The 26,899-nt window shown below is 70.6% G+C and carries 24 protein-coding genes and 1 pseudogene; 1 reads left to right on the forward strand and 24 read right to left on the reverse strand.

The window, feature by feature from the left end:
• Positions 1 to 83: 83 nt before the first annotated feature.
• The 7 genes from msrQ to AX690_RS19260 all read right to left on the reverse strand — a co-directional run bounded on the left by msrQ (position 84) and on the right by AX690_RS19260 (position 7,121).
• Complete coding sequence (gene msrQ, locus AX690_RS19230) at positions 84 to 863, reverse strand: protein-methionine-sulfoxide reductase heme-binding subunit MsrQ (protein WP_066680131.1); 780 nt, start codon at positions 861 to 863, stop codon at positions 84 to 86.
• Between the two features lie 30 nt (positions 864 to 893).
• Entirely contained in the window at positions 894 to 1,814 is a 921-nt protein-coding gene (msrP, locus tag AX690_RS19235) for a protein-methionine-sulfoxide reductase catalytic subunit MsrP (protein WP_066680132.1), read from the reverse strand.
• Between the two features lie 72 nt (positions 1,815 to 1,886).
• On the reverse strand, positions 1,887 to 2,558 hold the full coding sequence (locus AX690_RS19240; RefSeq protein WP_066680133.1) for a periplasmic heavy metal sensor: 672 nt from the start codon (positions 2,556 to 2,558) through the stop codon (positions 1,887 to 1,889).
• Entirely contained in the window at positions 2,558 to 2,998 is a 441-nt protein-coding gene (locus tag AX690_RS19245) for a hypothetical protein (RefSeq protein ID WP_066680135.1), read from the reverse strand. The genes AX690_RS19240 and AX690_RS19245 overlap by 1 nt, the downstream gene beginning before the upstream one ends.
• A gap of 13 nt (positions 2,999 to 3,011) precedes the next feature.
• Positions 3,012 to 3,572, reverse strand: coding sequence for an RNA polymerase sigma factor (locus AX690_RS19250; RefSeq protein ID WP_066680137.1), 561 nt, complete (start codon positions 3,570 to 3,572; stop codon positions 3,012 to 3,014).
• Between the two features lie 26 nt (positions 3,573 to 3,598).
• A complete protein-coding gene (locus tag AX690_RS19255; protein WP_066680139.1) occupies positions 3,599 to 4,015 on the reverse strand; it encodes an EF-hand domain-containing protein in 417 nt (138 codons plus the stop codon).
• Positions 4,016 to 4,244: 229 nt separating this feature from the next.
• Positions 4,245 to 7,121 carry a bifunctional [glutamine synthetase] adenylyltransferase/[glutamine synthetase]-adenylyl-L-tyrosine phosphorylase gene (locus AX690_RS19260; RefSeq protein WP_066680141.1) on the reverse strand — a complete coding sequence of 959 codons (2,877 nt, stop codon included), beginning with the start codon at positions 7,119 to 7,121 and terminating at the stop codon, positions 4,245 to 4,247.
• 106 nt (positions 7,122 to 7,227) lie between these two features.
• Here AX690_RS19260 and AX690_RS19265 point away from each other — a divergent pair, with 106 nt between their 5' ends.
• Positions 7,228 to 8,115: a M56 family metallopeptidase gene (locus tag AX690_RS19265; protein ID WP_066680147.1), complete on the forward strand. Its 888-nt coding sequence runs from the start codon at positions 7,228 to 7,230 to the stop codon at positions 8,113 to 8,115.
• A gap of 157 nt (positions 8,116 to 8,272) precedes the next feature.
• Here AX690_RS19265 and uczS read toward each other — a convergent pair whose 3' ends face one another.
• The 17 genes and pseudogenes from uczS to AX690_RS19345 all read right to left on the reverse strand — a co-directional run bounded on the left by uczS (position 8,273) and on the right by AX690_RS19345 (position 26,876).
• Entirely contained in the window at positions 8,273 to 9,679 is a 1,407-nt protein-coding gene (gene uczS / locus AX690_RS19270) for a two-component system sensor histidine kinase UczS (RefSeq protein ID WP_066680150.1), read from the reverse strand.
• A 177-nt stretch (positions 9,680 to 9,856) separates the two neighbouring features.
• A complete protein-coding gene (uczR, locus tag AX690_RS19275) occupies positions 9,857 to 10,528 on the reverse strand; it encodes a two-component system response regulator UczR (RefSeq protein ID WP_066680152.1) in 672 nt (223 codons plus the stop codon).
• 190 nt (positions 10,529 to 10,718) lie between these two features.
• Complete coding sequence (locus AX690_RS19280) at positions 10,719 to 12,299, reverse strand: Do family serine endopeptidase (RefSeq protein WP_066680154.1); 1,581 nt, start codon at positions 12,297 to 12,299, stop codon at positions 10,719 to 10,721.
• 173 nt (positions 12,300 to 12,472) lie between these two features.
• Positions 12,473 to 12,925, reverse strand: coding sequence for a cytochrome c-type biogenesis protein (locus AX690_RS19285; RefSeq protein ID WP_066680180.1), 453 nt, complete (start codon positions 12,923 to 12,925; stop codon positions 12,473 to 12,475).
• Positions 12,925 to 14,907, reverse strand: a complete 1,983-nt coding sequence (locus AX690_RS19290) for a heme lyase CcmF/NrfE family subunit (RefSeq protein ID WP_066680161.1) — start codon at positions 14,905 to 14,907, stop codon at positions 12,925 to 12,927. The genes AX690_RS19285 and AX690_RS19290 overlap by 1 nt, the downstream gene beginning before the upstream one ends.
• Before the next feature lie 10 nt (positions 14,908 to 14,917).
• Positions 14,918 to 15,028: pseudogene (locus AX690_RS24315) on the reverse strand (hypothetical protein); the annotation flags it as partial.
• Positions 15,029 to 15,052: 24 nt separating this feature from the next.
• Positions 15,053 to 15,538, reverse strand: coding sequence for a cytochrome c maturation protein CcmE (gene ccmE / locus AX690_RS19295; RefSeq protein ID WP_066680162.1), 486 nt, complete (start codon positions 15,536 to 15,538; stop codon positions 15,053 to 15,055).
• Positions 15,535 to 16,668, reverse strand: coding sequence for a c-type cytochrome biogenesis protein CcmI (ccmI, locus tag AX690_RS19300; RefSeq protein ID WP_066680163.1), 1,134 nt, complete (start codon positions 16,666 to 16,668; stop codon positions 15,535 to 15,537). Before ccmI ends, ccmE begins: the two co-directional genes overlap by 4 nt.
• A gap of 233 nt (positions 16,669 to 16,901) precedes the next feature.
• On the reverse strand, positions 16,902 to 18,233 hold the full coding sequence (locus AX690_RS19305) for a hypothetical protein (RefSeq protein ID WP_066680164.1): 1,332 nt from the start codon (positions 18,231 to 18,233) through the stop codon (positions 16,902 to 16,904).
• 190 nt (positions 18,234 to 18,423) lie between these two features.
• Positions 18,424 to 19,815 (reverse strand): ATP-binding protein, encoded by a 1,392-nt coding sequence (locus AX690_RS19310; protein WP_066680165.1) that lies wholly within the window; start codon positions 19,813 to 19,815, stop codon positions 18,424 to 18,426.
• A gap of 114 nt (positions 19,816 to 19,929) precedes the next feature.
• Complete coding sequence (locus tag AX690_RS19315) at positions 19,930 to 20,607, reverse strand: response regulator transcription factor (protein ID WP_066680167.1); 678 nt, start codon at positions 20,605 to 20,607, stop codon at positions 19,930 to 19,932.
• A 17-nt stretch (positions 20,608 to 20,624) separates the two neighbouring features.
• Positions 20,625 to 20,945 (reverse strand): PepSY domain-containing protein, encoded by a 321-nt coding sequence (locus tag AX690_RS19320; RefSeq protein ID WP_066680169.1) that lies wholly within the window; start codon positions 20,943 to 20,945, stop codon positions 20,625 to 20,627.
• A 90-nt stretch (positions 20,946 to 21,035) separates the two neighbouring features.
• Positions 21,036 to 21,371, reverse strand: a complete 336-nt coding sequence (gene mazF / locus AX690_RS19325) for an endoribonuclease MazF (protein WP_066680171.1) — start codon at positions 21,369 to 21,371, stop codon at positions 21,036 to 21,038.
• A complete protein-coding gene (locus AX690_RS19330) occupies positions 21,368 to 21,610 on the reverse strand; it encodes an AbrB/MazE/SpoVT family DNA-binding domain-containing protein (RefSeq protein ID WP_066680173.1) in 243 nt (80 codons plus the stop codon). Before AX690_RS19330 ends, mazF begins: the two co-directional genes overlap by 4 nt.
• Before the next feature lie 89 nt (positions 21,611 to 21,699).
• Complete coding sequence (locus tag AX690_RS19335) at positions 21,700 to 22,626, reverse strand: DnaJ C-terminal domain-containing protein (protein WP_066680175.1); 927 nt, start codon at positions 22,624 to 22,626, stop codon at positions 21,700 to 21,702.
• 88 nt (positions 22,627 to 22,714) lie between these two features.
• Positions 22,715 to 26,425: a glycoside hydrolase/phage tail family protein gene (locus tag AX690_RS19340; RefSeq protein ID WP_066730519.1), complete on the reverse strand. Its 3,711-nt coding sequence runs from the start codon at positions 26,423 to 26,425 to the stop codon at positions 22,715 to 22,717.
• Positions 26,426 to 26,435: 10 nt separating this feature from the next.
• Positions 26,436 to 26,876 carry an NlpC/P60 family protein gene (locus AX690_RS19345; RefSeq protein WP_082769752.1) on the reverse strand — a complete coding sequence of 147 codons (441 nt, stop codon included), beginning with the start codon at positions 26,874 to 26,876 and terminating at the stop codon, positions 26,436 to 26,438.
• Positions 26,877 to 26,899 lie beyond the last annotated feature (23 nt).

The following is a 26,899-nucleotide window of genomic DNA, read 5'->3' on the forward strand; positions in this document are numbered from 1 at the left end:
CCTCACGCTAGCTCATCTCCATCACACGAGGTGGCCCAGAGGGCCGGAGGGGGCGAGCTGAAGCGAAGGCCGAGTTCGCCCCCTCAGTCGCTCCGCGACAGCTCCCCCGCGGCGCGGGGGAGCATCTTCGACCTCCCCTCCCAAACCCGCCAAGCCATCAACGCCACGAACACCAGGCCGTAAATGATCGGCGGCCGGTGGTCGGCCTTGACCAGCAGGTAGTAGTGGGCGACGCCCAGCGGGACGATCACATAGACCAGCCGGTGCAGGCGGCTCCACGCCGCCCGCCCCATGCGGATCACCCAGCCGTTGGTCGAGGTCACCGCCAGCGGGATCAGCAGGATAAAGCCCAGCATGCCCAGGGTGATGAAGGGCCGCTTGAGGATGTCCTTCCACAGCTGGCCCCAGTCGAAGAACAGGTCGACGCCGATATAGCTGAACAGGTGCAGCACGATGTAGCTGAAGGCGAACAGGCCTATAGTCCGCCGGAAACGGACGAGGCGGGGCTTCTTCAGGATGCGCGCGGCGGGCGTGATCGCCAGGCCGACCAGCAGCAGCCGCAAGCCCCAGACGCCGAGCTCGCGGATCAGCTTCTCGATGGGATTGGCCCCGAGGTCGCCCATGACCCCGCGCCACGCCAGCCAGACCAGCGGCGCGAAGCACGCCAGCCAGACGAGGCCGTAGACGAGGTTGTCCTGGGTTTTGGAGGGACGCTTGCGGGGGGGATTAGCCACGGCGCCGCTCCTCCCCGATTTCCCCGGCGAATGCCGGGGCCCAGATCGAAAACGCATGTGCCCGGCCTGAGGCCCGTGCGCCAGGGCGAACCCACCCCAGACGCTCAGGCTGAGTCTGGGTCCCGGCATTCGCCGGGAGGGTCGGTTTTTTAAGCGCCATCAATAGAACCGCTTCAGGTCCATGCCGCGATAGAGGTCGGCCACCCACTCGCCGTAGCCGTTGAACGGCAGGGTGTCGCGGCGGCGGAACTCGCCGATGCGGCGTTCGGTGGCCTGGGACCAGCGCGGATGATCCACGGCCGGATTGACGTTCGAATAGAAGCCGTACTCGCGCGGCGCCAGCCTGTTCCACGAGGTGGCCGGCTGGTTCTCGACCAGGCTGATCCGGACGATCGACTTGATCCCCTTGAAGCCGTACTTCCACGGCGCGACTAGCCGCAGCGGCGCGCCGTTCTGGTTGGGCAGCACGTCGCCATAGAGGCCGACCGCCATCAGGGTCAGCGGGTGCATGGCCTCATCGATCCGCAGGCCCTCGCGATAGGGCCAGTCCAGCGTGTTCCAGGCTTGGCCGGGCATCTCCGAGGGCCGCATCACGGTCTCGAACGCCACGAACTTGGCCTTCGAGGTCGGCTTGACCGAGGCCAGCAGGTCCTTCAGCGGAAAGCCGACCCAGGGGATCACCATCGACCACCCCTCGACGCAGCGCATGCGATAGATGCGCTCCTCGAGCTTATTCTTGCCGATCAGGTCCTCGATGCCGACGGTGCGCGGAGCTTCGCAGGCCCCGTCGATCCGCACGGTCCAAGGACGCGGCTTGAACCGCCCCGACTTCTCGGCCGGATCGCTCTTGTCGACGCCGAACTCATAGAAGTTGTTGTAGGTGGTGATGTCCTCTTTCGAGGTCGCTTTCTCGGTCGTCGAGAAGCCCTTGGTGAAGGTCAGCGCCGCCTTGGCCTCGCCCGCCGCCGCGCCGGCCAGCCCGACGCCCGCCAGCCCCGCCATCAGCGTTCGACGCTTCAGGTACAGGCCGTGATCGGTGACGTCGTTGTCGGTCAGGTCGGGGGCGTGGCGGATCAGCATGGAAACGCTCCGTAAGCAGCTGTCCCTACAGATACGGGCCAGGCGGCCGTTTGGTTACGTCGCCCGCGAGATTCAGTTGGATTCCCGCATCGCCCGCCGCGCCGCCAAAGGCGTGTAGACCTCCGTCAGACCAGCGGCCAGGGCCGCGCGCTCCTGCGGCGACAAGGTTGCGGTGAAGGCGGCCAGGGCGGCCTCGACATTGGCTCGGGCCTGCTGGTCGAGATCGCGAGCCGTCGCCAGCCGGCGGCTGACCTCGGCGGGATCATAGTCCGGCGCGCTGAGCGCGTTCAGAGCCGCCTGCCGTTCCGCGCGCGCCTGCTGGGTGATGGGACGATTGCGGCGGTTAGCCTCGCTGAGCGCCTTGCGGAACGCCTGCCGGCTCTCGGGCGACAGGGCTTCGCCCGCGGAGATCAGCGGCGGACGCGGTCCAGCTGCGCTCGGCGCGGCTTGAGGAGGCGGCGCGGCCGGCGCGCTGACGGCGGGCGCGGATCTGGCCGGCGGCGTCGCGGCGTGAGGAGGCGGCTTGGGCGTCTCGACGGCCGGCGTCGGCGCGCTCGACGCCGGGGGCTGGACGCCGTCGGGAGCCGGACGCGGCGCCGCGGCCGGCGCGGGCGCCGCCGGCGCCGAAGCCGGGGGCGGAGCGGTCAGCCGGACAAACGCCATCCCGGCCAAGCCGCCGATCAGGAAGACGTTGATGGCCGCCGAAACGGCCAGGGCGATCATCCAGGGACGCGATCCGTTCATCAGGCGGCCGGCTCGGCGATGGCGTCCTGCAACGACGCGTTGGTGTCGACCGCCGTCACCACGGGCTCGACGGCGACCGCGACGGCGACCGACGCGGCTGCTTGGGGCGAGCGTTCGAAGGCGACGCCGACGAACACACCGGCGAAGGCCGCGGCCGAAAGGCCCAGGGCGGCGGAGAGGCCCACGATCCAGCGCGGCCCCACGGCGGCGGGCCGCGGCGCGGCCGAGATCAGGCGGCCCAGCAAGGCGGCGTCGGGGCTCTGGGCGGGCGCGAGGTCGAGCAGGCGGTCAAGCTGGGCGGCGGCGGCCAGCACCGGCGCCAGTCGCTCAGCCTGCCCGGCCAGCAGGGCGCGCGCGGCCTCGCGCTCGCCTTCCGGCCAGCGGGCGATATCGCCGCCATAGATCTCGGCCAAGTCCTCGAACCTTTCGAGAGACATCATGACCACGCCTCCTTCATCCGCTCGCCCCTCGCAGATCCGCCAGCGACGCCTTCAACGCCCGGCGCCCGCGTGCGAGCAAGCTTTCCAGGGCCTCGATGCTGATCTCCATCAGCGCCGCGGCCTCGATATTCCCAAGGCCCTGGTGGTGGCACAGCACGATCGCCTCGCGTTGGCGCGGCGGCAGCGCCGCCAGCGCCGCCTCGACCCGCCGCGAGAGCTCCGCCCCCATCAAGCCCGCGTCCGGCGCGGGCCCCGTATCGACCTGCTCCGGCGGCGCGTCGGTCGCGATCTCGCGTCGACGCCGCAGACGATCGTAGCACAGGTTCAGCGCCACCCGGTGCAGCCAGGTATCGAACCGCGCCGCGCCAGGCTTCCAGGCCCGGGCCTGTTTCCAAGCCCGCAGAAACGTCTCCTGCGCGACATCCTCCGCCTCGCCGGCGTCGTTCAGCATCCGCCGGGCCAGGGCGAGAATGCGTGGCAGGCGTCGGTCCAGCAGCTGTCGCACGGCGGCGGGCTCGCCTCGGCTCACCCCCGCCAGCAGGACCTCGTCGGGATCGTTCCCGTCGGACGCCAAGCTTCAACCCGCCGCGCACGCCGCCATCAGACCCCGACCTTGGCCCTGCCGGACTTGGCCTGCAACTCCTCCAGCGTCAGGATCCCGTCGTTGTTGGCGTCCATGCGCTTGAACCGCATGGCCAGCACGTCGGCGGCCTCGGTCCGCGACAGCGAGCCGTCCTTGTCCTTGTCGAACCGGGCGAACATCCGCTTGCCGCGCTTGCCGGCCTTGGTCGCCTGGCCGTCGGCCTTGGCGTTGTTTTCGCGGAAGGCGGCGAACTCGTCGGGCGAGATCTTGCCGTCCTTATTCGTATCCAGGCGCTCGAACATCTTGTCGGTGTTCTTGGCCTGGAACTGTTCGAGGGTCATGCCAGAGGGGCCGGAAGGGGCGCTGGTCTGAGCCAGCGCCGGAGCCGCCACGGCCAGCACGGCGCCGGCGGCGATCAGGGTGCGTTTGATCATTGTCTTGAAGGTCTCCGAAGCTGGAAGGCCCATCCCGGAGACTGAAACGCGTGGGGGTGGGGATTCCGTCGCGAGAGGTGTTCAATAAATCCCGACCTCCCCGGCGAATGCCGGGGCCCAGATTCATCCGGAGCGGTTTGGGTGGGCGCGCCGACCTTCTCGCGAGCTTCGGAAGACGTGATGGGTTCGATCTGGGCCCCGGCATTCGCCGGGGATATCGGACTGTAGGTTACCCCTTCACCACCGCCTCATAGGCCGCTCGCGCCTCGGCCTTGGCCTTGGCGAGCTTGGGCTTCAGCGACTTGAACTGGGCCACGCCGCCGGCCTTGGCCAGCAGGGCCTTGAAGGCCTTGGGCTCGGCCTCTGGGTCGCCGCCGTCCTCCAGCGCGACCTTGATCAGTTGCGAGAGGTCCTGCTCCAGCCGCCAGGCCGCTTCCAGACGCGACAGCGCGCCGTCGTCGGCCAGGCAGGCCTCGCGCAGAGCCGCCAGCGCCTCGCCGGTGTTCTGCCGCAGCGGACCGCCCGCCGCGGCGTGCGCCAGTTGCAGGAACTGGGCGGCGAACTCGATGTCCACCAGGCCGCCTGGATCGAGTTTCAGATCCCAGTCGCCCTTGCCCGGCCGCTCGCGCTCCATCAGCTGGCGCATCTCCACCACGTCGGCGGCGGTCTTCTTCGGATCCCGCGCCCGGCGGAGCGCCGCCGCGATCGCGCCCTCGGCCCGCTCCCGGAACGCCTCGGAGCTGGCCCAGACCACCCGCGCGCGGGTCAGGGCCAGCAGCTCCCAGGTCTCGGCCTCGCGCTCGTAATAGTCCTCGAAGGCCGCGAAGCTGACCGCCACCGGCCCCTTGGCGCCCGACGGCCGCAGCTTCATGTCGACCTCATAGAGCCCGCCCTCGCCGGTCGGCGCCGAGAGGGCCGAGATCAGGCGCTGGGTGAAGCGGGCGTAGAAGACGTCGGCGCTCCAGTCCTTGACGGCCGACATGCCGCGCGGGTCGTCGGCGGCGTAGAGGGTCATCAGGTCGAGATCCGACTTGGCGGTCATCTCACGCGAGCCGGCCTTGCCCAGCGCCACCACGGCCACCTGGCCGGGGAAGGCCCCGCCCAGCCGCTCGACCTCGGCCAGGGCGGCGGGCGCCAGGCCGCCGATGATCAGGTCGGCCAGCTCGGCGAAAGCCCGGCCGATGTCGCGGGCGTCGGCGCTGCCGCTCATCACCCGCACCCCGATCCGGAAGCTCTGGTCGCGAAACAGGCGTCGGGCGACGTCCATCGCGCCCTCGAAGTCCTCGGGGTCCCACGGCGCGAGGAAGGGCGTCTCGATCGGGCCGAAGAAGCTGGGGTCCAGCAGGGCGTCCAGCGCGGTCGGCCGCTTGGCCATGGTGGTCGCCAGGCGCGGGGCGAAGGCCATGACCTCGACGATCAGCTCGAACAGGCGCGGCTGGGCCAGGAACAGCGACTGGATCTGCACGCCCGAGGACAGGCCCGCGAAGAAGTCGGCGAAGCGGTTGAAGGCCTGGTCCGGCGCGCCGGTGGCGTTGGCCGCGTCCAGCAGGCGCGGGGCCAGGCGGGTGAACAGCTCGCGCCCCCGCTCGGTGCGGGTGGCGGCGATGTGGCCGTGGTGCCAGCTCCGGATCGTGGCGGCCACGCGCTCGGGGCTGGAGAAGCCCATGCGCTTGAGGGTCGCCAGGGTCTCGGGATCGTCCTCGACGCCGGTGAAGACCAGGCTGCCGAAACGCGAGGACAGTTCCTCCTCGCCCGCGAACAGGCGGCCGTAGCGCTGATTGACGCCCTTGAGGATCTTGCCGACGGCGGCGTCGAAGCTGCGCAGGTTTCCCTCGCCCCACAGGGCCGCCACCCGCTTGCGGTCGGTGTCGGAGTCGGGGAGCTTGTGCGTCTGATCGTCGGCGATCATCTGGGCGCGGTGCTCCAGCGCCCGCAGGTCCTTGTAGGCCTCCGTCAGCCAGGCGGCGTCCTCCGGCGTCACGTGGCCCGCCTCGGAGAGGGCCTTCAAGGCGTCGAGGGTGCGGGGGCTGCGGAGGTCGGGCTGGCGACCGCCCAGGATCAGTTGCTGGGTCTGGACGAAGAACTCGATCTCGCGGATGCCGCCGCGGCCGAGTTTCAGGTCCGCGCCCTTGGCGGTCAGGCGGTCGTCGACCTTATAGGTGTGGATCTGGCGCTTGATCGAGTGGATGTCGGCGATGGCCGCGAAGTCCAGGTTCCGTCGCCAGATGAACGGCTGCAGCCCCTCCAGGAACGCACGGCCTTCGGCCAGGTCGCCGGCGGCGATGCGCGCCTTGATGTGCGCCGCCCGCTCCCAGTTCTGGCCGACGCTCTCGTAGTAATCCATGGCCGCGTCGACCGGCATGGCCGGCGGGGTCGAGGACGGGTCGGGGCGCAAGCGCAGGTCGATCCGGAACACATAACCGTCGCCGGTCCGCTCCTGCAGCACGCGGCCCAGGTGGTTGGCGATGCGCACCGCCACGGCCTGGGGCTCGTGCCCCTCGGTCACCGGCAGCTTCTCGGGCGCGTAGAAGATCGAGAAGTCGATGTCGCTGGAATAGTTCAGCTCGAACGCGCCGTGCTTGCCCATCGCGACGCAGAAGAGGCCCGGCGCGGGACCATCCAGGCCCTGTCCAACATGAGTCAGCGCCCCGCGGTCGACCTCCTGGCGCACGGCCTGGGCCAGGGCGGCGTGCAGCACGGCGTCGGCGAAGCGCGTCAGGGCGCCGGTTACCTGGTCGAGGTCCCAGACGCCCGACAGGTCGCACAGCGCCGTCAGCAGGTGCAGGTCGGCCTTCAGTTCCCGCAGCGCCCGGCGAGCGGTTTCGAAGTCCGGCTCTGCGGCGACGATCTCGGCGGCGTCCAGGATTTGCGCGAGACGCGTTTCCGGCTCGGCCTCGAGGATCAACGGCAACCGCGCCCCGTCGCGCCGCGCCAGGCTGGTCAGGTAAGGCGAGGCGGCGAACACCGGCGCCAGGGCCGGCCAGGCGGCGTCGACGACCGCAAAGGCCTCGCCGACCCGCTTGGCGATCGCCTCGTGGGCGCGCTCGGCGGCCTTGGGATCGATGATGGGGCCGCAGGGCGTCAGCTGGTCAGCGAGGCGAGTCATGGCGGCACCGTCGCGCGCCTTGCTCTCTGGAACAAGACTCCGGCTTGACGAGCCAAATTACAGTTGTAACCATCAGCATCGAGGAAACGGCAGGAACCGTCCGCGAATGATCGAGCTCTTCGCCCTAGCCCTGATCCGCGCCCAGGTGGCGGCCGCCGCGGCGGTGCTGCTGATCATCGCCCTGCGGCCGTTCGCGCGCCGCCTGTTCGGACCGCGCCGGGCCTACGGCCTGTGGATCATCGCGCCGGCCGCGGCCGCCGCCGCCTTCTTCCCGAGCCTAGCCGAGACCATGGACCTGGGCTCGCCCGCCCGGCCGCTGGGCGTTTGGGCGCCGAAGCTGGTGATGCTGTGGCTGGCCGGCTGCGCGATCGCCACCGCGATCCTCGTCCTGCGCGAGCACCTGTTCCGCCGCAAGGTTCGCCAGGGCCTCGCGGGCCCCGCCGTCATGGGCGCCCTGTGGCCGCGGATCGTCCTGCCCGCCGACTTCGCCCAGCGTTTCGACGCCCGCGAGCGCGAGATGATCCAACTGCACGAGCGCACCCACATCAATCGCGGCGACCCGATCGCCAACCTGGTCATCGCCGTCTTCGGCGTGCTGGGCTGGTGCAATCCCTTGGTCGCCATGGCCCAGCGCCTGGTGCGCATCGACCAGGAGCTGGCCTGCGACGCCACGGTCGTGGCCCTGCGCTCGAACATCCGGGCCGACTACGCCAAGGCGCTGATGAAGGCGCAACTCAGCGTCTCGACCTCGCCCCTGGCCTGCGGCTGGGCGACCCATCCGCTGATTCTGCGCGTCTCGCTGCTGAACCGGCGCGAGCCCAGCCTGACCCGCGACGTCGCCGGATTCCTGACCATGACCTTCCTGACCGTCGCGGCCATGGCCATCGTCTGGAGCGTCGCCCCCCGCGGCCCGGATTACAGCGACATGCCGCCGGCCTACGCGCCGCAGATGGATCCCTATACCGGCGCGATCACCTGGGTGGCGGAGCGTTAGAGGGCGGCTTCGCCGCCATCCTTCTTCCCCCTCCGGGGGAGGAGCGGCGAAGGCGCGGAGGGGGCAAGTCAGAGCGAAATCACCTTACGCGCCCCCACCTGACCGCGCTGCGCGCGGTCGTCCGCCCCCAGAGGGGGCGGAAGGAGCCCCCCGGCCCCTACTCCACCCGCGGCAGCACAAGCGCCACACGCAGGCCAGGGCCGGTGCCGTTATATTCGCCAGGCCCTTCCGCCAGCTCCAGCCGCCCGCCGTGCGAGGCGGCCACCGCCTGGACCAGGGACAGGCCAAGGCCGGCGCCAGGCTCGCTGCGGCTGTTCTCCAGGCGCACGAAGCGCTGGACCACCCGGGCGCGGTCGGCCTCGGGCACGCCCGGGCCCGTGTCGGTGACCGAGAACTCCAGCTCGCCCGACGAGGTGCGCCGAGCGCGCAGCATGATCGCCCCGCCCTCGGGCGTGTACTTGATGGCGTTGTCGAGGATGTTGGCCAGGGCCTGGGCCAGGAACTCGCGGTTGCCCTTGATCGACAGGGCCGGCGTGATCTCGGCCTTGAAGTCGAGGCCCTTGTCCTCGCAGGACAGCTCGTAGAGCTCGGCCATGTCGCCGGCCAGCTCCGAGGCGTCGAACACCCGCTGGTCCGGCGCGGCGCCCGCGGCCTGCAGGCGGGCGATGGCCAGCACGGCGTTGAAGGTCTTCAGCACGCCGTCGGCGTCGGCCAGGGCGGTCTCCAGCGCCGCCACCGGATCGCCCTTGCCGTTCTCGGCGTCGATCAGGGCGACTTCCATCCGCGCGCGCAGGCGGGTGAGCGGCGAGCGCAGGTCGTGGGCGATGGCGTCGCCGGCGTGGCGCAGGCCGCCCATCAGGCGCTCGATCCGGTCGAGCATGTCGTTCAGGCCCTCGGCCAGCTCGTCGTACTCGTCGCGGGCGCCACGCAGCTTGGCGCGGGCGCGCAGGTCGCCGGCGCGGACCGCGTTGACCACGTCCACGAGGCCCTGCATCGAGCGGCTGACATTACGGCTAATCACCACCCCGCCGGCCAGGCCCAGCAGGATGACCAGCGCCCCCGCGCCCCACAGCGCCCGGACGATCTTGCGGACATAGGCCTCGGAGGCGTCGACGTCGGCCCCGACGAACAGGATTTCGCCATGGTCGAGACGCTGCTGCACCCCGCGCGCGGCGGCCTTGACCTCCGCGCCGTCGGGATCGGTCTCGGTCACCTTGAAGCTGGCCCATTCGGGACCGTCACCGGAGAAGTTGGCGATCGGCGACTCCTCGATCGAGCCCGAGATGCGCTTGCCGGTCTTGTCGGCCAGGAAATAGAGGAACGGCCGCTCGCCGGTGGCCCGCTCGACGATGGTCTGGTTCAGGGCGTTGACGCCGCCCTGGCGGTACGCCGCCTCCAGGCTCTCGAACTCTCGGCTGATCTCGGCCTGGGCGCGCCGGTTCACCTCGCCCGCCGTGGCCACGTAGATGTAGCCCAGGAAGGCGCTGGCCGCCGCGGCGAACAACGCCAGGAACAGCAGGGTCAGCCGGAACGGCGTGGTGCGGAGAAGGCGCGGCAGACGCATGGTGTCGTAGGCGCTAAGGCCTCCTCGGAGCCGAACCGGTCAGAGTTCGGAAGAATGATTTTCCCGACCTTCCCGGCCAACGCCGGGCCCCAGATGCAGCCTGAGCGAAAATCCAGTCCGGCGCCGCTCGGCCCTTCGATCTGGACCCCGGCGTTCGCCGGGGCGATCGGATGAAGGTTACGGATCCAGTCGGTAGCCGGCGCCGCGCACCGTCTGCAGCATCGGCCGGTCGAAGCCCTTGTCGATCTTGCTGCGCAGGCGCGAGATGTGGACGTCGATGACGTTGGTCTGCGGGTCGAAGTGATACTCCCAGACCTTCTCCAGCAGCATGGTGCGAGTCACCGACTGGCCGGCGTGGCGCATCATGAATTCCAGCAGCTGGAATTCGCGCGGCTGCAGGTCGATCTCCTTGCCCTGGCGATGGACCGTCCGGTTGATCAGGTTCATCTCAAGCTCGCCGACCTTCAGGGTCGTGGCGACCGCGCCGGTCTCGCGGCGGCGCGACAGAGCCTCGACCCGGGCCATCAGCTCGGGGAAGGCGTAGGGCTTGACCAGATAGTCGTCGGCGCCCGCGCGCAGGCCGGTGACGCGGTCGTTGACCTCGCCCAGGGCCGACAGGAACAGCACCGGCGTCTGGTCGCCCTCGCGGCGCAGGGTCTCGACCACGGTGACGCCGTCCATCTTCGGCATCATGCGGTCGACGACCAGGACGTCGAAGCCGCCCTTCTGAGCCACGCCCAGGCCGGCCTCGCCGTCGGGCGCATGCTCGACCTCATAGCCGGCCTCCTTCAGGCCGTGCGCCATGGCGCCGGCGGCTTCCAGGTCGTCTTCGATAATCAGAATACGCATCAGCGAGCCCCTCATGCGCGCGGACAGACAGGTTGGACGATCGACGTTCAACCGATTCTGCGCCAGCGCGCGATAGTTGCTTCGGAAATACCGCTTTCGGCGACCCGCGTAACTTAAACCTTGGTCAGAAACGAAAAAGCCCCGCTCCGGCGGACCGGAACGGGGCTCAGTCGTTCAAGGACTAATCGGCTTACGGCGCGATCTTCAGCGGAACGAAGACCGGGCGGTTCTGGCGGATGACCTTGACCAGGACAGCGGTGCGGCCAGCCTTCTTGGCGGACGCGACGGCCGCGTTGACCTCGGCCGCGCTGGTGACCGCCACGCCGTTGATGTTGGCCAGCACGTCGCCCTTCGCCAGGCCCTTCTCGCCCGCGTCGCTGTCGCCCTTCACGCCGACGATCAGCAGACCCTTGATCTCGCTGTCGATCTTGTAGGTGTCGCGGGCGGCCTGGTCGATCGGCGCCAGGGTCAGGCCCAGGGCGTCGACCCGCTGGTTGGCGGGCTTGCCCGGGCTGGGGGCGGCGCCGCCTTCCTGATCCTGATCGTCGTCATTGACCGCCAGGGAGTTCTCCGACGGGCGCGTGCCCGAGCGGACGTCGACGACCCGCGGCTTGCCGTCGCGGATGATCGACATCTTGATGATCTGGCCGGGACGGGCCTTGGACACTTCGCGGGTCAGTTCCGAGCGGTCGGCGACCTTGACGCCGTTGACGCCCACCAGGATGTCGTCGGGCAGCAGGCCGGCCTTGGCGGCCGGACCACCGGCGACGACCTCGGCGACGATCGCGCCCTTGACGTCCTTCAGGCCCAGGGCCTCGGCCGACTCCGCGCTGAAGTCTTGGATGCTGACGCCGATATAGCCCCGCACCACCTTGCCGCCGGCGATCAGTTGCTTGGCGGTGTCCTCGGCGACGTCGGCGGGAATGGCGAAACCGATGCCGACCGAACCGCCCGACGGCGAATAGATGGCGCTGTTGACGCCGATCACCCGGCCGTAGATGTCGAAGCTGGGACCGCCCGAATTGCCGCGGTTAATCGGGGCGTCGATCTGGATGTAGTCGACGAACTGCGAGGTCGAGTCCTGCAGGTTCCGCCCATAGGCCGAGATGATGCCGGCCGTGGCGGTGCCGCCCAGGCCGAACGGATTGCCGATCGTGATGACCCAGTCGCCGACGCGCGGCTTGGCCTGGTTCTCGAAGTTCACATACGGGAACTCGGCGTTCTTGGCCTTGGGATCGGCGACCTTGATCACCGCCAGGTCGGTGCCTTCGTCGCGCCCCACCAGCGTGGCCTTCAGCTCGCGGCCGTCCTTCATCACCACCTGGATGTCGTCGGCGTCGGCGACGACGTGGTTGTTGGTGACGATGTAGCCGTCGGCCGAGATGAAGAAGCCGGAGCCGGCCGACTGCTGCTTGGGCGCGGCGGGCGCGTCGCCGTCATCGCCGTCTTGGCCCTGGCTGGGCGCCTTCTTGCCGCGCGGCACGATGTCGAAGCCCTCGAAGCCGGGAATGCGCAGCGGCTGCGGCGAGGCCTTGGACGTCACGTTGATCTGGACGACCGCGGGCGACACCTTCTCGAAGATGTCGGCGAACGACATCGGCGCGCCGGGCGGCGGCGCGAAGGCCGGCGCGCTCGCGACGTTGGTGCGAACGACTTGGCCCTCGGCGGCGTCCGCCGTTCCCATGCGCATACCGACGCCGGCCAAGGCCGCGCAGGCTACGCCCGCGCCCGCCACCGCGCCCACAATGAAACCCGACTTCCTAGCGGTCATTCTCGTCTTTCCTCACCCGCGCGTTTCCGCGCGGTCCCTTACGTCTCAAGCCGCGCCGGCGCGGTCCCTCTGACTACAGAACCTAGTCCCACGCATAAAAGGTGCAATGGTTCTCGACCTAATCTTCACGCCCCGGCGAGCACTTCTTGCGGCCCCTTTTCGGCGCAATCGTGTCAATCGTCTTGGAGCAGGCGCTTCAGGCGCTCTTCCTCGTCCTGCGAAAGCTCGCCCTCTGCTGGCGCGCGCCGACGCAGAAGCCCGACCATCAGGGCGCCGCCGATCAGCAGAATGCCCACGGGAGCCAGCCACAGCACGGCGTTGCCGGCCGAGAACGGCGGCTTCAGCAGCACGAACTCGCCATAGCGCTCGACCAGGAACGCGCGGATCTCGCGATCGCTGCGGCCGGCCTTGACCTGCTCGCGGACAATTCGCCGCAGATCGCCGGCCAGCTGGGCCTCGGAGTCGTCGATCGACTCGTTCTGGCAGACCAGGCAGCGGACCTCGCGGAACAGGGCGCGGGCGTGGGCCTCCTGCGCCGGATCGGCCAGGCGCTCGGACGGCTCGGACGCGCCGGCCGTCAGGGCGATGGCGCAGAGGGCGACGGCGGCGGCCTTGAGCTTGCGGATCACGACACCGTCTCCTGCGCCCGGCGCCCGACGCCCAGCCGCACCCGGCGGTCCGACAGCGAGACGACGCCGCCCACGGCCATCAGCAGCGGCCCCAGGAAGATCAGCCGGACCCACGGGTTCACATAGGCGCGGATCAGCCAGGCGGGCTTGCCGTCCTCGCCCGCCCGGCGCTCGCCCATCACGACATAGATGTCGTTGAGAACGCTGGGGCAGATCGAGACTTCCGAGGTGGTTTGGCCGCCGGTGGGGTAGAACCGGCGCTCGGGCGCGGCGAGGCAGACCAGCCGGCCCTTTTTGTCGACCACCTTCACGACGCCGCGCTCGGCCAGATAGTTCGGCCCCTCGACCGTGCCGACCCTGGTCAGGGTCAAGGTGTAGGCGCCCAGCGGCTGGCTGCCGTTCAGGCTCAAGGCTTGAGCCGCCTCGACGCGCCAGGCGGTCTCGAACGAGGCGCCGAGCACGAAGATCCCTAGGCCCGCGTGGGCCAGGGTCGTGCCCCAGGCGCCGCGCGGCAGGCCGCGGGCGCGGCGCAGGCTCTCCCCGGCCGGGGCGCGGAACAGCTTCAGGCGCTCGGCCAGCTCCAGCAGCGCGCCGCCGATCAGCCAGAAGCCGACAACGAGACCGCCGCTGGCCAGGACCTTGCGCGGCTGGACGACGGCGTAGGCGATCAGGCCGAGAATGACGGCGGCCGCCAGGACGACCCACAGCTTGCGGGCGACGCCGCCGGCGTCGCCGCGCTTCCAGGCCAGCAGCGGCCCGGCCGGCAGCACCGCGAAGGCCAGGATCATCAGCGGCGTGAACGTCAGGTTGAAGAACGGCGCGCCGACCGAGACGGCCTCGCCGTCCATGGCCTCGCGGATCAGCGGGAACAGCGTGCCCAGCAGCACCACCGCCGTCGCGGTCGACAGCAGGATGTTGTTGAGAACGATCGCGCTCTCGCGGCTGATCGTGCGGAACTGGCCGCCGGGATTGAGGCTGGGCGCGCGCAGGGCGAACAGCAGGAAGCCGGCGCCGGCCGCGACGCCCATCATGATCAGCAGCAAGACGCCGCGCGTCGGATCGACGGCGAAGGCGTGGACGGAGGTCAGCACGCCCGAGCGCACCAGGAAGGCGCCCAGCATCGAGAAGGTGAAGGCCGCCAAGGCCAGGAACGCCGTCCATCCCGGCAGGGCGCCGCGCTTTTCGGTGACGATGGCCGAGTGCAGCAGGGCCGCGCCGATCAGCCAGGGCATGAAGCTGGCGTTCTCGACCGGGTCCCAGAACCACCAGCCGCCCCAGCCCAGCTCGTAATAGGCCCAGAAGGCGCCCAGGGTGATGCCGACGGTCAGCAGGCTCCAGGCCGCCAGGGTCCAGGGCCGCACCCAGCGGGCCCAGGCCGCGTCGATGCGGCCGTCGATCAGCGCCGCCAGCGACAGCGAATAGACGACCGAGAAGCCGACATAGCCGGCGTAGAGGAACGGCGGGTGGAAGGCCAGGGCCGGGTCCTGCAGCAGCGGATTGAGCGACCGCCCTTCGATCGGCGCGTCCAGCAGGCGCTCCATCGGGTTCGAGGCGAACACCGTATAGGCCAGGAAGAGGACGCCCAGCGCGCCCTGGATGGCGATGGCGTAGGCCCGCAGACGCGGCGGCAGGCTGTCGCCGAAGAAGGCCATGGCCGCGCCGTAGCCGGTCAACACCAGGCACCACAGCAGCATCGAGCCCTCGTGGCTGCCCCAGGCGCCGGCCACCTTGTAGAGCATCGGCTTGGCGGTGTGCGAGTTGGCCGCGACGTTGGCGACCGAGAAGTCCGAGACCACGAAGGCGTGGATCAGGCAGGCGAAGGCGACGGACACGGCCAGGAACACCGCGACGGCCGCGCCGCGCCCCGCGCCGGCCAGCACCACGGACCGCCGCGCGCCGCCGACCGCCGACAGGCCGGTCTGGGCGAGCGACAGCATCAACGCCAGGACGAGGGCGAAGGCGCCAAGCTCGGTGATCATTGGAACACTCCCCTTCTCCCCTTGCGGGAGAAGGTGGCCGCCGAAGGCGGTCGGATGAGGGGTCGCGCGGACAGGATCGAGAAACCCCTCATCCGTCGCTGCGCGACACCTTCTCCCGCAAGGGGAGAAGGGAAACGAAGGGCGGTCATTTCGGATACCCCTCGTAGGAAGGCTTCGCGCCCTCGCCGCGCCACTCGCCCTGTTCCTTCAGCGCCTTGGACACCTCGCGCGGCATGTAGCGCTCGTCGTGCTTGGCCAGCACCTGCTTGGCGACGAAGACGCCTTGGTCGTTGAAGGTCCCCTCGGCGACGATCCCCTGCCCTTCGCGGAACAGGTCGGGCAGGTCGCCGTGATAGACGATCTTGGCGGTCGCCTTCTGGTCGGCGACCACGAATTCGACATTGCCGTCCGGGTGCTTGACCACGCTGCCGTGCTGGACGAGACCGCCCAGCTGCACCTTGCGGCCCGGCTTGACGTGGGCCTCCTGGGCCTGGGCCGGGGTATAGAACAGCGAGATGCTGTCGCGCATGCCGTAGAGCGCCAGGCCCACGGCCAGGGCCAGCACCGGCGCGACAGCCAGCAGGACGGTCAGGCGCCGGCGCGCCTTTCGGGATTTCGGCCAGAAGCTCATTGCGCGGTCTTTTGGTCTTTGGTCTGGCCGGCCATGCCGGGCTGAGCCGGCGCGTCGGCCGCCTGGCGCAGGGCCGCCAGCACCTTGGGCTGGTCCTTGAAGCGGGCGGAGGCGGTCGCCAGGGCGACGTCGCGCTTCGCCGTCTCGCCCAGCACGGCGTAGGCGCGAACTAGGCGGACCCAGCCGTCCGGATCGTCGGGCGATTGCGCCAAGCGCGCGGCGAGGCCCTCGACCATGCCGGCGATCATGCCCTGCACCTGCGGGTTCTGGTCGGCGGCGGGCTCGGGCGCCGGCAGGCCGCCGGCGGCCTCGACCTCGGCGATCTCGCGGCCCAGCGCCGTGCGCGCCGGATCGTTGGGGGCGAGGCTGTTCAACAGCGCGCGCCAGTCTCCGACGCCCCCGGCCACGTCGCCTTCGGCGATGCGGGCGCGGCCCAGATAATAGCGGGCGCGCAGGTCCTTCGGGTCGGCCTTCAGGGCGCGGCTGAAGGCCAGCTTGGCGTCGGCGCCGATGTCGCCCTTGGCCTCGATGACGAAGGTCTCGCCCAAGAGGCTCCAGATGTCGGCGCGGTTCGGGGCGCGGTCCACGGCGCGGCGCAGAGCCTGCTCGGCGCCCGCCATGTCGCCGGCGGCGGCGCGGGCCTTGGCCAGGAACACCAACGGCTCGGCGTCGTTCGGGCGCTCGGCCGCCACGCCTTCCAGCACGGCGGCGATCTGGGCGGGCTGGAGCAACGCCGGATCGGCGGCCTTCCATTCGGCGACGCGCTTGGCGTAGGGCTGGTCGGGAAGTTCGGGATGGCCCAGCCAGACATAGAGGCCGACGCCCCCGACGCAGGCGGCGCCGGCGATGGCGACCACCGCCTTGCGCGCGGCGACGCCGCCCCGGTCCCAGGTCTCGGCCTGATCCGCGGCGGCCAGCAGGCCGCGGCCCGCCTCGGCGCGGGCGGCCTTCAGCTCGTCCTGAGCCAGCAGGCCGTCCATGGCCAGGCGCTCGACCTCGGCCAGACGGCGGCGATGCGGCTCCAAACGAGCCTGCGCGTCGTCGACGGGCCGGGCTCGCGCGGCGCCGCGCAGCACCAGTCCGGCGGTCACGGCCGAAAGCCCGGTCGCGGCGATCCAGAATGCGATCATGATGGGCGTGTTAGCTTGTTCTGAGGCCGGCCGTTAGTGGGAAAAGCGCGTAAGGGCGTCAAGCCGCGCCTTACGAACGACATAAGCAAGACTCCCGACCTCCCCGGCGAATGCCGGGGCCCAGATTCATCCTGAGAGGCTTGGGGTGACGCGCCGTCTGCCTACGCCATACGTTTGATGTCGTGGGCTCGATCTGGATCCCGGCATTCGCCGGGAAGATCGGAAGGGATTGATCAAGCCGCGATCGCCGCGGCCGCGCGGCGGCGGACGATCTCGGCGGTCTTGTCGTCGCGGGTGTAGGCGATGAAGCTGGCGGCGACGTTCAGATAGTCCATGGCGATGGCCGGGTCGCCGCCATCGCCGGTGCGAGCCACGTGCAGGACGTCCTCGATATACGGGTCGAGATAGGCGTTCAGCTTCTCGAGGAACTTGTTGCGGCTGCTGCCATAGCCCGCCTTGTCGGCGCAGGGCCGCAGATCGGCGATGAAGGCCAGCCCGCCCCGGGCGCGGTCCAGCATGGCCTCGTCGGGCGGCGCGACCAGCTTGGCGACGCCGCGCGCGCCCTTCTTGGCCAGCATCGAGATCGGCCGGGTCGGCAACGCCTTCCCCAGTTCACGCTCGATCTGATCCATCCGCGTTTCGCAGGCCTTGGCCATGGTCTGCTTGAAGCGCGCCACGCGCCGGCCCCACGGGCCGTCCTTGTTGAGATCCACCGACTGCTGGAACTCGACGATCTGCAGCTGCACCTTCTGGGCGCGCAGGGCGGCCTCGCGCCCGGCCGCCTCCCCGCCGCCAAAGTCGAAGGTCTCGACATGGGCGATCGAGGCCTCGATGTCGGCCAGGAAGCGCTCGCCCAGCCCCTTGACCTCGGAGGAGGCCAGATAGCGATCGCTCGGCCGATCCATCACGGCCGAGATCACGCGCAGGATGCGCCATTCGTCGGGCAGATGGGCCGACAGGATGTCCAGCAGCAGCGGCCCGGCGTCCTCGCGGATGCGGCAGGCGTCGGCATAGGCCAGCCGCGCGGCGGCGGCCCGCTCGTCCGACATCCGGCTGACCCATTCCGACAGCCTGGGCAGGCAGGTGCGGACGATCGGCGCCAGTTGCAGGCACATGGCCAGCTCTTCGGGATCGCAGAGCGAGCGGACGCTGTCGAAGGCGGCGTTCTCGGGATCGCGCAGCGCCGCCGCGCCGATCTTGCACAGCTCGTCGAAGACCAGCGGGGTCCCTTGCTCCAGGTCCCAGGGATTGCACTTGACCGCCGCTTCCTGGGCCTCGCGCGGGGCGATGCCGCGCAGGGCGCGCCAGGTTCGCGCCAGCACCGGCGGGGGAAAGGCGATGGCCCCATCCTCGCGCTTGGCGCACAGGGGGACGATCGGGGCCAGCACGCTGTTGCGGACGAAGCGGTTGGCGGTCTCATCCTCGACCAGCTCGCGCACGGGCGCGAAAATGCTCTGGGCGCTGGTCCCCGCCAGGGCCAGCTCCAGGCTGCGCAGCGCCGCATCCGGCGCGGTCTCCACCAGCGTCCGGATCAGCTGCAGTTTATGGGCGGCGATGGCGGCCATTGTCCCCCATGTCGGTCCATGCAACCGACAGTTCCGTCAACCATGTTCGGATCGAGGTTAAGGATTTCCGAAACGCGATAAAAATCGCGTCTGGGGCCCGGACGCTCATCGCGCCGAAAGCTCAAGCTTGTAAGCGGTTTAGCCGCTGTGAGCGGGCGCTGGGCCTATCGCGACGCCGGGTCGCGATCGCTCAGGTCTCGGCGCGTGGCAGATCAAGCATGACCCGCAATCCGCCCCAAGGCGATTCACCAAGCTGGACCGAGCCGCCATAGGCGCGCGCCAGTTCGTCGACGATCGAAAGGCCCAGGCCAGAGCCCGGCGCGTTCTCGTCCAGCCGCTGGCCGCGCTTCAGCGCCTGGGCGCGCTCCTCCGGCGGCAGGCCGGGACCGTCGTCGTCGACGGTGACAATCATCCGCGCCTCGCCCGAGGGCGAGGCATCGACGCGGATTTTTCCCCGGCACCACTTGCCGGCGTTCTCCATCACATTGCCGACCAGTTCCAAGAGGTCTTGCTTCTCGCCCTGGAAGGCCAGGTCCTCGGGGCAACGCCAGTCGATCTCGATCCCCCGCCCATCCGCCTTGTCCTGGAAGATCCGCTCCAGGGTGACGGCCAGCTCGTCCAGGATCGGCTCGACGGGCGTGCGCTCGCCGCTGGTCTGGGAGCGGGCGGCGGCGCGGGCCCGGCGCAGGTGGTGGTCGACCTGCTCGCGCATGGTCTGGGCCTGGCGCTCGACCACCTCGGCCAACTGGCCCGGCTGCTGGTTGGCCTCGGTCAGCATCACCGAGATCGGCGTCTTCAGCGCATGCGCCAGATTGCCGACGTGGGTGCGCTGGCGCTCGACGACTTCCTGGTTGTGGGCCAGCAGGGCGTTGAGCTCGGTCGCCAGCGGCGACAGCTCCTCCGGATAGACGCCCTCCACCCGCTCGGCCTTGCCGCGCCGGACCGAGGCCACCTCGCGGCGCAGGCGAAACAGCGGCTGCAGGCCAAAGCGCACCTGCACGACCATGCCCAGGATCAGGCCGCCGCCCAGGATCAGCAGGGCGAAGGCGGTGATGCGGGCGAAGCGGTCGGCGTCGGCGTCGATCGGCGAGCGGTCCTCGGCCGCCAGGAACACGACGGGATCGGGATAGCCCGGCAGGCGGGTCAGGATGGCGGCGGCCCGCAGCGGCTTGTCCTGCGGGCCGCGCATGTCGAAGTACTGGGTCTTGCCCGGCGCGGCGTCCAGCTTGTCGATCTGGGCCGAGGACAGCATCAGGTCGCTGTCGAACAGCGAGCGCGAGCGCTCGATCGGCTTCATCGCCCCGTCGGGCGACTTGTCCAGGATCACCCAGTAGCGGCCGGAATAGGCGCGCGTGGCGCGGATGTCGGTCAGGAACGGCGCCTTCAGCACGCCGCCCTCGACCGTCGAGCCCGCATAGAGGTCGTCGGTCAGCACCGCCAGCGACTGGTCGAACCGCCGGATGGCCGCGCCGCGGAACTGGGCGGTCAGGAACACCCCGGCGATCACCACGACCAGCAGGGTCCAGATCCCGGCGATCAGGATCAGGCGGCGGACCAGCGAACGGCGGCGCAGGTCCAGCAAGGCTAAAGCCTTCCCTGATCAAGCCCGCAGGCTTGATCAGGACGAGAAGGCTTTAGGTTCAAAGTGGAGCGCACTCTCATCGCAAAACCGGTTCCCACTTTTGCGGAGCGCGCTCTACGCGTTTTCTTCGCCCGGCAGCGGCGCCAGGCGATAGCCCAGGCCCCGGACGGTCTCGATCCGCTCGGCGCCCAGCTTCTTGCGCAGGCGGCCGATGAACACCTCGATGGTGTTGCTGTCGCGGTCGAAGTCCTGGTCGTACAGGTGCTCGACCAGCTCGGTGCGGCCGATCACCCGCCCCTGGTGCATCATCATGTAGTGCAGCAGGCGATATTCCAGCGAGGTCAGGCGCAGCGGCTCGCCATTGACGCTGGCGCGGGCGGCGCGCGGGTCCAGGCGCAAGGCGCCGCACGACAGCGACGGCGCGGCGTGTCCGGCCGAGCGACGCAGCAGGGCCCGCAGGCGCGCCAGCAACTCCTCGGTGTGGAAGGGCTTGGCCAGGTAGTCGTCGGCGCCCGCGTCGAAGCCGGCGACCTTGTCGCTCCAGGCGCCGCGCGCGGTCAGGATCAGGACGGGCGTCGTGACATTGCCGCGCCGCCAGCGCTCCAGCACCGAGACGCCGTCCACCTTGGGCAGGCCCAGATCGAGGACCACCGCATCATAGGGTTCGGTCTCGCCCAGGAACTGGGCTTCCTCGCCATCGGGGGCGTGGTCGACGGCGTAGCCGGCGTCGGCCAGGGCCAGCTTCAGCTGGCGCGTCAGATCGGGATCGTCCTCGACGAGCAGGATGCGCATGGGTCCTCGAAAACTCCTCAGCCCCCGCTGATGATCTGTCCGGTCTCGGCGTCGACGATGAAGTCGATGCGGCGGCCGTCGGCCGTGGCCCAGCGGACGCGGTAGTTGCGGCCCTCGAGGCCGGCGTCCAGCACACGGCCCGGCACGCGGCGCGAGATCATCTCGATCACGCGCGACAGCGGCACCAGCCGGCCCGACTGCACGCCGCCCCGCGCCTCGTCCTGCTGCGCGCGCCAGTCGGCGCCCAGCGAGTCGGGCCCACGACGCTGCGCCGAGGCGGCGCCCGGAAGGGCGGCGGCCAGCGCGGCGGCGACGAGGATGACGCGGATCGTTTTCATGCTCTCCGGTCTAACGGAACGCGGCTGAATGGAGACTGAACGCCCAGCTTATGAACGGGCTGCGTCGTTCTGTCACGGGGCCGGCGAAGATCACACACTCAGGAGCGCCTTCAGCTTCGCGCGCGCTTCGGCCAACACTGGCGCGGGCGCTACGCCCTTGCGCGTCGCCCGGCGAGCAACCCAGTCAACGCTCTTGATCTGGTCAGCCAACACGACACTAGGGGAAGGGCCGGGCACGACCACCTCGAAAGGATAGCCCTTCACGCGGCTAGTCATTGGGCAGCAAAGCATCATGCCCCGCTTGCCGTTGTAGGCCGAGGGCGAAAGCACCAGCGCTGGACGGTGGCCAGCCTGCTCGTGGCCTGCCTGCGGATCGAACTGCAGCCACACGATATCGCCGGCGTCGGGAACGTACCGCGCGCTCACCAGAACTCCTTGCCGACCACATCGCCAAAGTCGATGTCTTCGTGGAACGTCTCAGGCTCCATTTCGGCGAGCATGGCGTCGAGATCATACTCGGGCGCCCGGATCGGCTCGATGATAATCCGGCCGTTCTCCTCTCGCACATCGACGGGCTGGTCTATCGCGATGTCGGCGGCCGCCATCACTCGGGCCGGGATCCGGACCGAGGCGCTGTTGCCCCACTTCTTCACGATCACCTGCATGGCCAATCTCCTCGCGAACTAAGATCAGCCTACCAGGGCAATGTGTCAACAAATGTCGAGACACCGCCAATAGCTTTGCCGCCGCTCCCCTACTTCCGCTTCGGCGTGTAGGGCTTCTGGTCGCGCCAGGCCTGGGCGAATTTCTCGAGGTCCTGGTCGACCGTCTCGGGCAGGGTCACCACGAGGCGCGCCAACAGATCGCCGCGCTTGCCCTTGGCGTCGGCGAAGCCCCGGCCCTTCAGGCGCAGGGTCTGGCCGCTGTTGCTGCCCTTGGGGACGTTCAGCATCACATTGCCGTCCGGCGTGGGCGCCTCGACCTTGCCGCCCAGCACCGCGTCGGGAACCGAGATCGGCAGGTCCATGACCAGCGCCTCGCCCTCACGGCGGTAGATCGGGTGCGGCTTGATCACCAGCTCGATCATGGCGTCGCCCGCCCCGCCGCGCCCGGGAGCGCCCTGCCCCTTCAGGCGAAGGGTCTGGCCTTCCTGGGCGCCGGCGGGGATGGTCACGTCGATCGTGCGGCCGTCCGAGAAGCTGACACGCTTCTTGCCGCCCTTGATCGCTTCTTCCAGGTCGATCTCGAGACGCGCCTTTACGTCGGCGCCGCGCGGGGCGAAGCCGCCGGTCTGGCCGCCGCCGCCAAAGGGGCCGCGACCGCCGCCGAACACGCCGCCGAACAGGTCCGACAGGTCGATCTCCGGCCCCTCGTCGACGCGGAAGCCGCCCCGGCCGAAGCCGCCGGCGTTGAACGGGCCGTTGCCGGGCTGGCCGCCGAAACCGCGCATGGTCTCGCGGCCATCGGCGTCGATCTGGCCCAGGTCGAACTTCTTGCGCTTCTCGGCGTCGCCCAGAATGTCGAAGGCGGCGCTGACCTGCTTGAACTTCTCCTCGGCCTTCTTGTCGCCGGGATTGGCGTCGGGGTGATGCTGCTTGGCGAGCTTGCGGAACGCCTTGCGGATCTCGTCCGCGCTCGCGGTGCGGGAAACGCCGAGTTCCTGATAGGGGTCACGCGCCAAGGAAGGTCCTCATCGGGCTGAGCTAGGTTGGGGTAACGCCCTCCATCTAGAACGTCCAGCGCGCCGCGCAAGCCCTAATGTGGCATTTTTACCACAATCCTGTCGTCGCCGCGTCGCCCCAGCCGTAGAGGGCGTCGGCTTGGGCGACCTCCAGGCGCGCGCCGGTCGGCGGCGCGTCGCTCGCCCGCATGGCGGCGGTGTAGACCAAGGCCGGCTCCGACACCTCGACCTCACGCAACACCGCCGCGCCGTCCAGCACGCGGACGCGGTAGCGCTCGACGCCCTCGACCAGCGGGACCTCGCCGGCCCAGACGTCGCCGCCGGCCCGGGCGCGGCGGATCCACGACAGCCGCAGGTCGCCGCCGATCATCCGCGCGCGCAGGTGCGTCGGGGCCAGGGGCCGCAGGGCTCGGCCGGTCCAGACCACCGTCGTCTCGGCGGCGCCCGCGCCCGCCGGAGGCCCGCCGGCCGGGGCCGCGCGGACCTTCAGCGGAACGCCGCGCTCGAAGGCCGCGACCTCCATCGGAACCACCGCCTCGTCCAGCAGCACGACCGGCGCGCCGGCCAGGACCGCCGCCTCGCTGGCCGCCCCGTCGCGCAGGCCGCGCAGCAGGCCGGAGAGCCGCCACACGTCGGGCGACAGCAGCGCCGCGTCGCGGAAGCCGATCACCTCCCAGCGCCCATCGCCGGCCATGACGGCCAGGCTGTTGCGGCCCGCCAGCATCGCGCCCAGCGAGACCGACGACAGGCTGGTCCCCTCCATCCGCACCGTCAGGGCGCCCAGGCGATCGACGCGATGCGGCGAGGCCGGCGCGAGATCCGTCAGGGTCACGCCTAGGGTCGCCGGCTGAGCCAGACGCGCCCTGACGCTCAGCGTGTCGAGGTCTGGGCCGGCGTGGATCTCCAGCGGACGCCAAGGCTCGCCCGCGGCGGCGACCAGCGGCCGGGCGTCGTCCGCCAGGGCGCCGTTCGACGGCAGATCCAGCACCCGCAGCGCCGGCGGCGGCGTAGGCTCGCGCGGCGGAGCCGGCGTCCAGTCGAGACCGCCGCCGACGCCCTGTCCGGCGACGACCGGGACCAGGGTCGAGCGCGGCCGCTCGTCGAGATCCAGGCGCGCCACCCGCCAGGCGCCGCCGTCATGGGCCAGGCGGTCGCCCGGCTCCAGACGCAGGGCGGCGGAGGGCGAGAGGTGGAGGATCCGCGAGCGCCGCGCGGCCTCGTCGGCGGCCAGCATCCGACGGGCGCAGGCCTCGGCGTCGGGGGCGGCCAGCACGATCGGCGCGTCGGCGTCACGCGTTCCTTCGCCCTGCTCGCGGCGCACGACCACCGCCCCGACCTGGTAGTCGCGTCCGGCGTCCAGGAAGCGCAGGCGCAGGGCCTCGGCGGCGGGCTCCAGCACGCGGATCTCACGCTCGACGGCGCCGTCGTCGGGGCGAACGAGGTCGCTTTCGGCCAGCGCGCCCGCCACGCGGCCAGAGCGGGACATCATCCGCACGTGGTCGCCGCGCTCGACGGGATCCAGGGCGAAGGCCTCGGTCAACGGCGCCAGAGCGTCGCGCAGGCGCATCGGCCGGTCGACGACATAGCCGCCCACCGAACCGCCCGCCTCGCCCGGATCGATCGAGACGCCGGCCCGCGCGCCCAGGGCGCGGATCAGCTCGGGCAGCGGCGCGATCCCGGCGCGGCCGGTCAGCCAGTGTCCGAGGGTCCACGAACTCCCGTCCGCCCAGACGTCCGACCGCGCCGGGAAGTCCGGGAACGGCCGCGCGTCCCAGCACCAGGCGCTGGCGGCCTCGACCATCGCCCCCCCATAGACCGGCGAGACCGGATTGGCGGCCGGCTCGTCCAGCCAGGCCAGCACCGCCTCCAGACACCGCCGCTGGCCGAAGTCGTCGCGCTCGCCGGTCGAGTATGGCGGCAGGAAGCTCTCGGAGCTCTTCGGGTCGATAAAGAGGTTCGGCGAATTGCTTCCCTTGTCGACCGCCGGACAGCCGAACTCGGTCAGGCGGATCGGCTTGGCGCGGGGGACCCAAGCGGTGGGCGTGCTCGCGCGGACGCCGCCTGGGCGGTCGTAGTGGGCGTTGCTCCACCACGCCTTCAGGTCCTTGGGCCGGAAGATCCAGGGCTCGCCATGAGCGCCGTCGGTGATCGGCGTGCGCGCTTGCGCGTCGCGGGCGGCCTGGCTCGGATAATACCAGTCGAAGCCCTCGCCGCCCGTCAGCCCGGCGCGCAGATAGGCCGGGTCGTGCGGCCCCAGGAGGCCGGCGGCGGCGTCCAGATGGGTCTCGCCCTCGCGCCAGTCGGTGATCGGCGGATACCAGTCGACGCCGACGAAATCGATGTTCGGATCGGCCCACAGCGGATCGAGATGGAACACCGCATGGCCGCTTCCGTCGGCGGGCTGGTGGCCGAAATATTCGCTCCAGTCGGCGGCGTAGCCGAGCTTGGTTGCTGGTCCGAGCACGGCGCGGACGTCCGCGGCCAAGGTCTTGAGCTTGGCGACCGCCGGATAGGTCCCGCCCGGTCCGCGCGTCGTGGTGACCCCGCGCAGCTCCGAGCCGATGACGAATCCGTCCACCCCGCCGGCTTGGGCGGCCAGGCTCGCCTGGTGCAGCACCATTCGACGCAAGCCCCATTCGCCGTCGAAGAAGGCGCCGACCTGGGCGGTCGCCGCCGCCGTTCCATCCGCGCCGGCCTCGCAAGCGATACGGCCGCGCCACGGATAGGCCGGCTGGCCCGGCGGGGTGTCCATCAGGATGAACGGATAGAGCGTGACCTTCAGCCCGCGCCGCTTCAGCTCGGCGATCGCCTGCAGCACCACCGCGTCGGCCGGCGTACCGCCGTAGGCCGGCTTGCCGTCCTTCAGCGAGACGAGGTGCGCGCCGGACCGGCCTACGCCCGCTACGCTCCAAGTGATCGGCAGGGTGTCCTTGCTCCCCTGCTCGACGCCCGGCCGGATCTGGCAGTGGCCGCAGCGCAGGTCGGTCCCGAACCAGGCGACGACCAGGGTCACGTGATCCACGTTCGGCAGCTGGGCCTGCAGCTGGTCCAGCGCCACGATGAGATCGGCGCGGCCGTCGGCGTTATGGACGCTCTCGCTGGCGGTCCGGGTGAGACCTTCGCGACGCAGGACCGCTTCGGTCGCATAGACGAACTCGCCGGCGCCGGGGATCAGGCACACGCCCTTCAGCCGCTCCTCCAGACCTGGAGGATCGCCGGGCGTGCGCGGCCGGCGGAAGACCTCGAACGACAACTGCGGCGGGCGATTGCCAAACGGCTCCAGCGGCAGATCCTCGAACACGACATAGGCCACGCCGCGATAGGCCGGCGCCTCGCCTTCGATGGCCGCGACCAGCGGATCGGGCGCCTGGTCCTCGGTCCCCAGGTGGACGCGCATCGTCGCGCCCGACAGGTCCATCACTCGCCCGTCGGCCCAGACCCGGCCAATGCCGTCGATCGGCCCCTCGGCCACGGCGACGGCGAACGACAGGCTGTAGGCGTAAGAGGTCGTCTTCTGGCCCTTGGCGCCGCCGACGCGGCCTTCGATCCGCTTCTCGCGAAAGCGCGCGGCCCAGATCACCTGGCCGCCGACCCGCGCGCGGCCGAACACGCACGGCAGCGCCGCGCCCTCGGCCGCGCCGGTCAGCCGCAGCTCCGGGATGCGCGGACCGATCTGACGCGCGGGCGACAGGGCCGACAGCGCGGCCTGGTCGACCGCCGCTCCAAGGGCCGCCCCGGCCACGGCGCCCAGAGGCCCGCCGATCGCCGCCCCGACGCTGGAGAGGATGACTTGAGCCATCAGATGCTCCTCAAGGAAAACGGAAGGCCGCGACCAGGCGCCCGCGCCACCAGCGGCCAAGCGCGCTCTCGACGCAGGCCCGGCCCCAATAGGCGTGGATCATCCGGTCGGGCCCGGACTGGATCGCGCAGTGCTTGGCGACCGCGCCGGGCGCCATGCGGAAGACGAGGACGTCGCCAGGACGGGCTTCGGACAACGGAACCGGCGTCAGCCAGCGGCCGAACGCCTCGAGCAGCAGCTCGCGCTCGCCGAGCTCCGCCCAGTCGGGACGGTAGGGCGGCGGCGCTTCCGGCTCGACGCCGTGGATCGCCCGCCAGACGCCCCGCACCAAGCCCAGGCAGTCGCACCCCGCGCCCAGGGTCGAAGCTTGATGGCGGTAGGGCGTTCCGAGCCAGCGGCGGGCGTGGGCGAGGACAAGATCCTCCCCCGCGACGCGGGGGAGGTGGCCCAGAGGGCCGGAGGGGGCTAGCTCGG

The organism is Caulobacter sp. CCH9-E1 (assembly GCF_001556515.1).
Classification (GTDB): Bacteria; Pseudomonadota; Alphaproteobacteria; order Caulobacterales; family Caulobacteraceae; genus Caulobacter.

Bases quoted from the DNA above. Each gene is read 5' to 3' on its own strand.
- msrQ (WP_066680131.1), bottom strand. From the start codon at position 863: ATGCCGGGACCCAGACTCAGCCTGAGCGTCTGGGGTGGGTTCGCCCTG.
- msrP (WP_066680132.1), bottom strand. From the start codon at position 1,814: ATGCTGATCCGCCACGCCCCCGACCTGACCGACAACGACGTCACCGAT.
- AX690_RS19240 (WP_066680133.1), bottom strand. From the start codon at position 2,558: ATGAACGGATCGCGTCCCTGGATGATCGCCCTGGCCGTTTCGGCGGCC.
- AX690_RS19245 (WP_066680135.1), bottom strand. From the start codon at position 2,998: ATGATGTCTCTCGAAAGGTTCGAGGACTTGGCCGAGATCTATGGCGGC.
- AX690_RS19255 (WP_066680139.1), bottom strand. From the start codon at position 4,015: ATGATCAAACGCACCCTGATCGCCGCCGGCGCCGTGCTGGCCGTGGCG.
- AX690_RS19260 (WP_066680141.1), bottom strand. From the start codon at position 7,121: ATGACTCGCCTCGCTGACCAGCTGACGCCCTGCGGCCCCATCATCGAT.
- AX690_RS19265 (WP_066680147.1), top strand. From the start codon at position 7,228: ATGATCGAGCTCTTCGCCCTAGCCCTGATCCGCGCCCAGGTGGCGGCC.
- uczS (WP_066680150.1), bottom strand. From the start codon at position 9,679: ATGCGTCTGCCGCGCCTTCTCCGCACCACGCCGTTCCGGCTGACCCTG.
- uczR (WP_066680152.1), bottom strand. From the start codon at position 10,528: ATGCGTATTCTGATTATCGAAGACGACCTGGAAGCCGCCGGCGCCATG.
- AX690_RS19280 (WP_066680154.1), bottom strand. From the start codon at position 12,299: ATGACCGCTAGGAAGTCGGGTTTCATTGTGGGCGCGGTGGCGGGCGCG.
- AX690_RS19290 (WP_066680161.1), bottom strand. From the start codon at position 14,907: ATGATCACCGAGCTTGGCGCCTTCGCCCTCGTCCTGGCGTTGATGCTG.
- ccmE (WP_066680162.1), bottom strand. From the start codon at position 15,538: ATGAGCTTCTGGCCGAAATCCCGAAAGGCGCGCCGGCGCCTGACCGTC.
- ccmI (WP_066680163.1), bottom strand. From the start codon at position 16,668: ATGATCGCATTCTGGATCGCCGCGACCGGGCTTTCGGCCGTGACCGCC.
- AX690_RS19305 (WP_066680164.1), bottom strand. From the start codon at position 18,233: ATGGCCGCCATCGCCGCCCATAAACTGCAGCTGATCCGGACGCTGGTG.
- AX690_RS19315 (WP_066680167.1), bottom strand. From the start codon at position 20,607: ATGCGCATCCTGCTCGTCGAGGACGATCCCGATCTGACGCGCCAGCTG.
- AX690_RS19320 (WP_066680169.1), bottom strand. From the start codon at position 20,945: ATGAAAACGATCCGCGTCATCCTCGTCGCCGCCGCGCTGGCCGCCGCC.
- AX690_RS19330 (WP_066680173.1), bottom strand. From the start codon at position 21,610: ATGCAGGTGATCGTGAAGAAGTGGGGCAACAGCGCCTCGGTCCGGATC.
- AX690_RS19340 (WP_066730519.1), bottom strand. From the start codon at position 26,425: ATGGCTCAAGTCATCCTCTCCAGCGTCGGGGCGGCGATCGGCGGGCCT.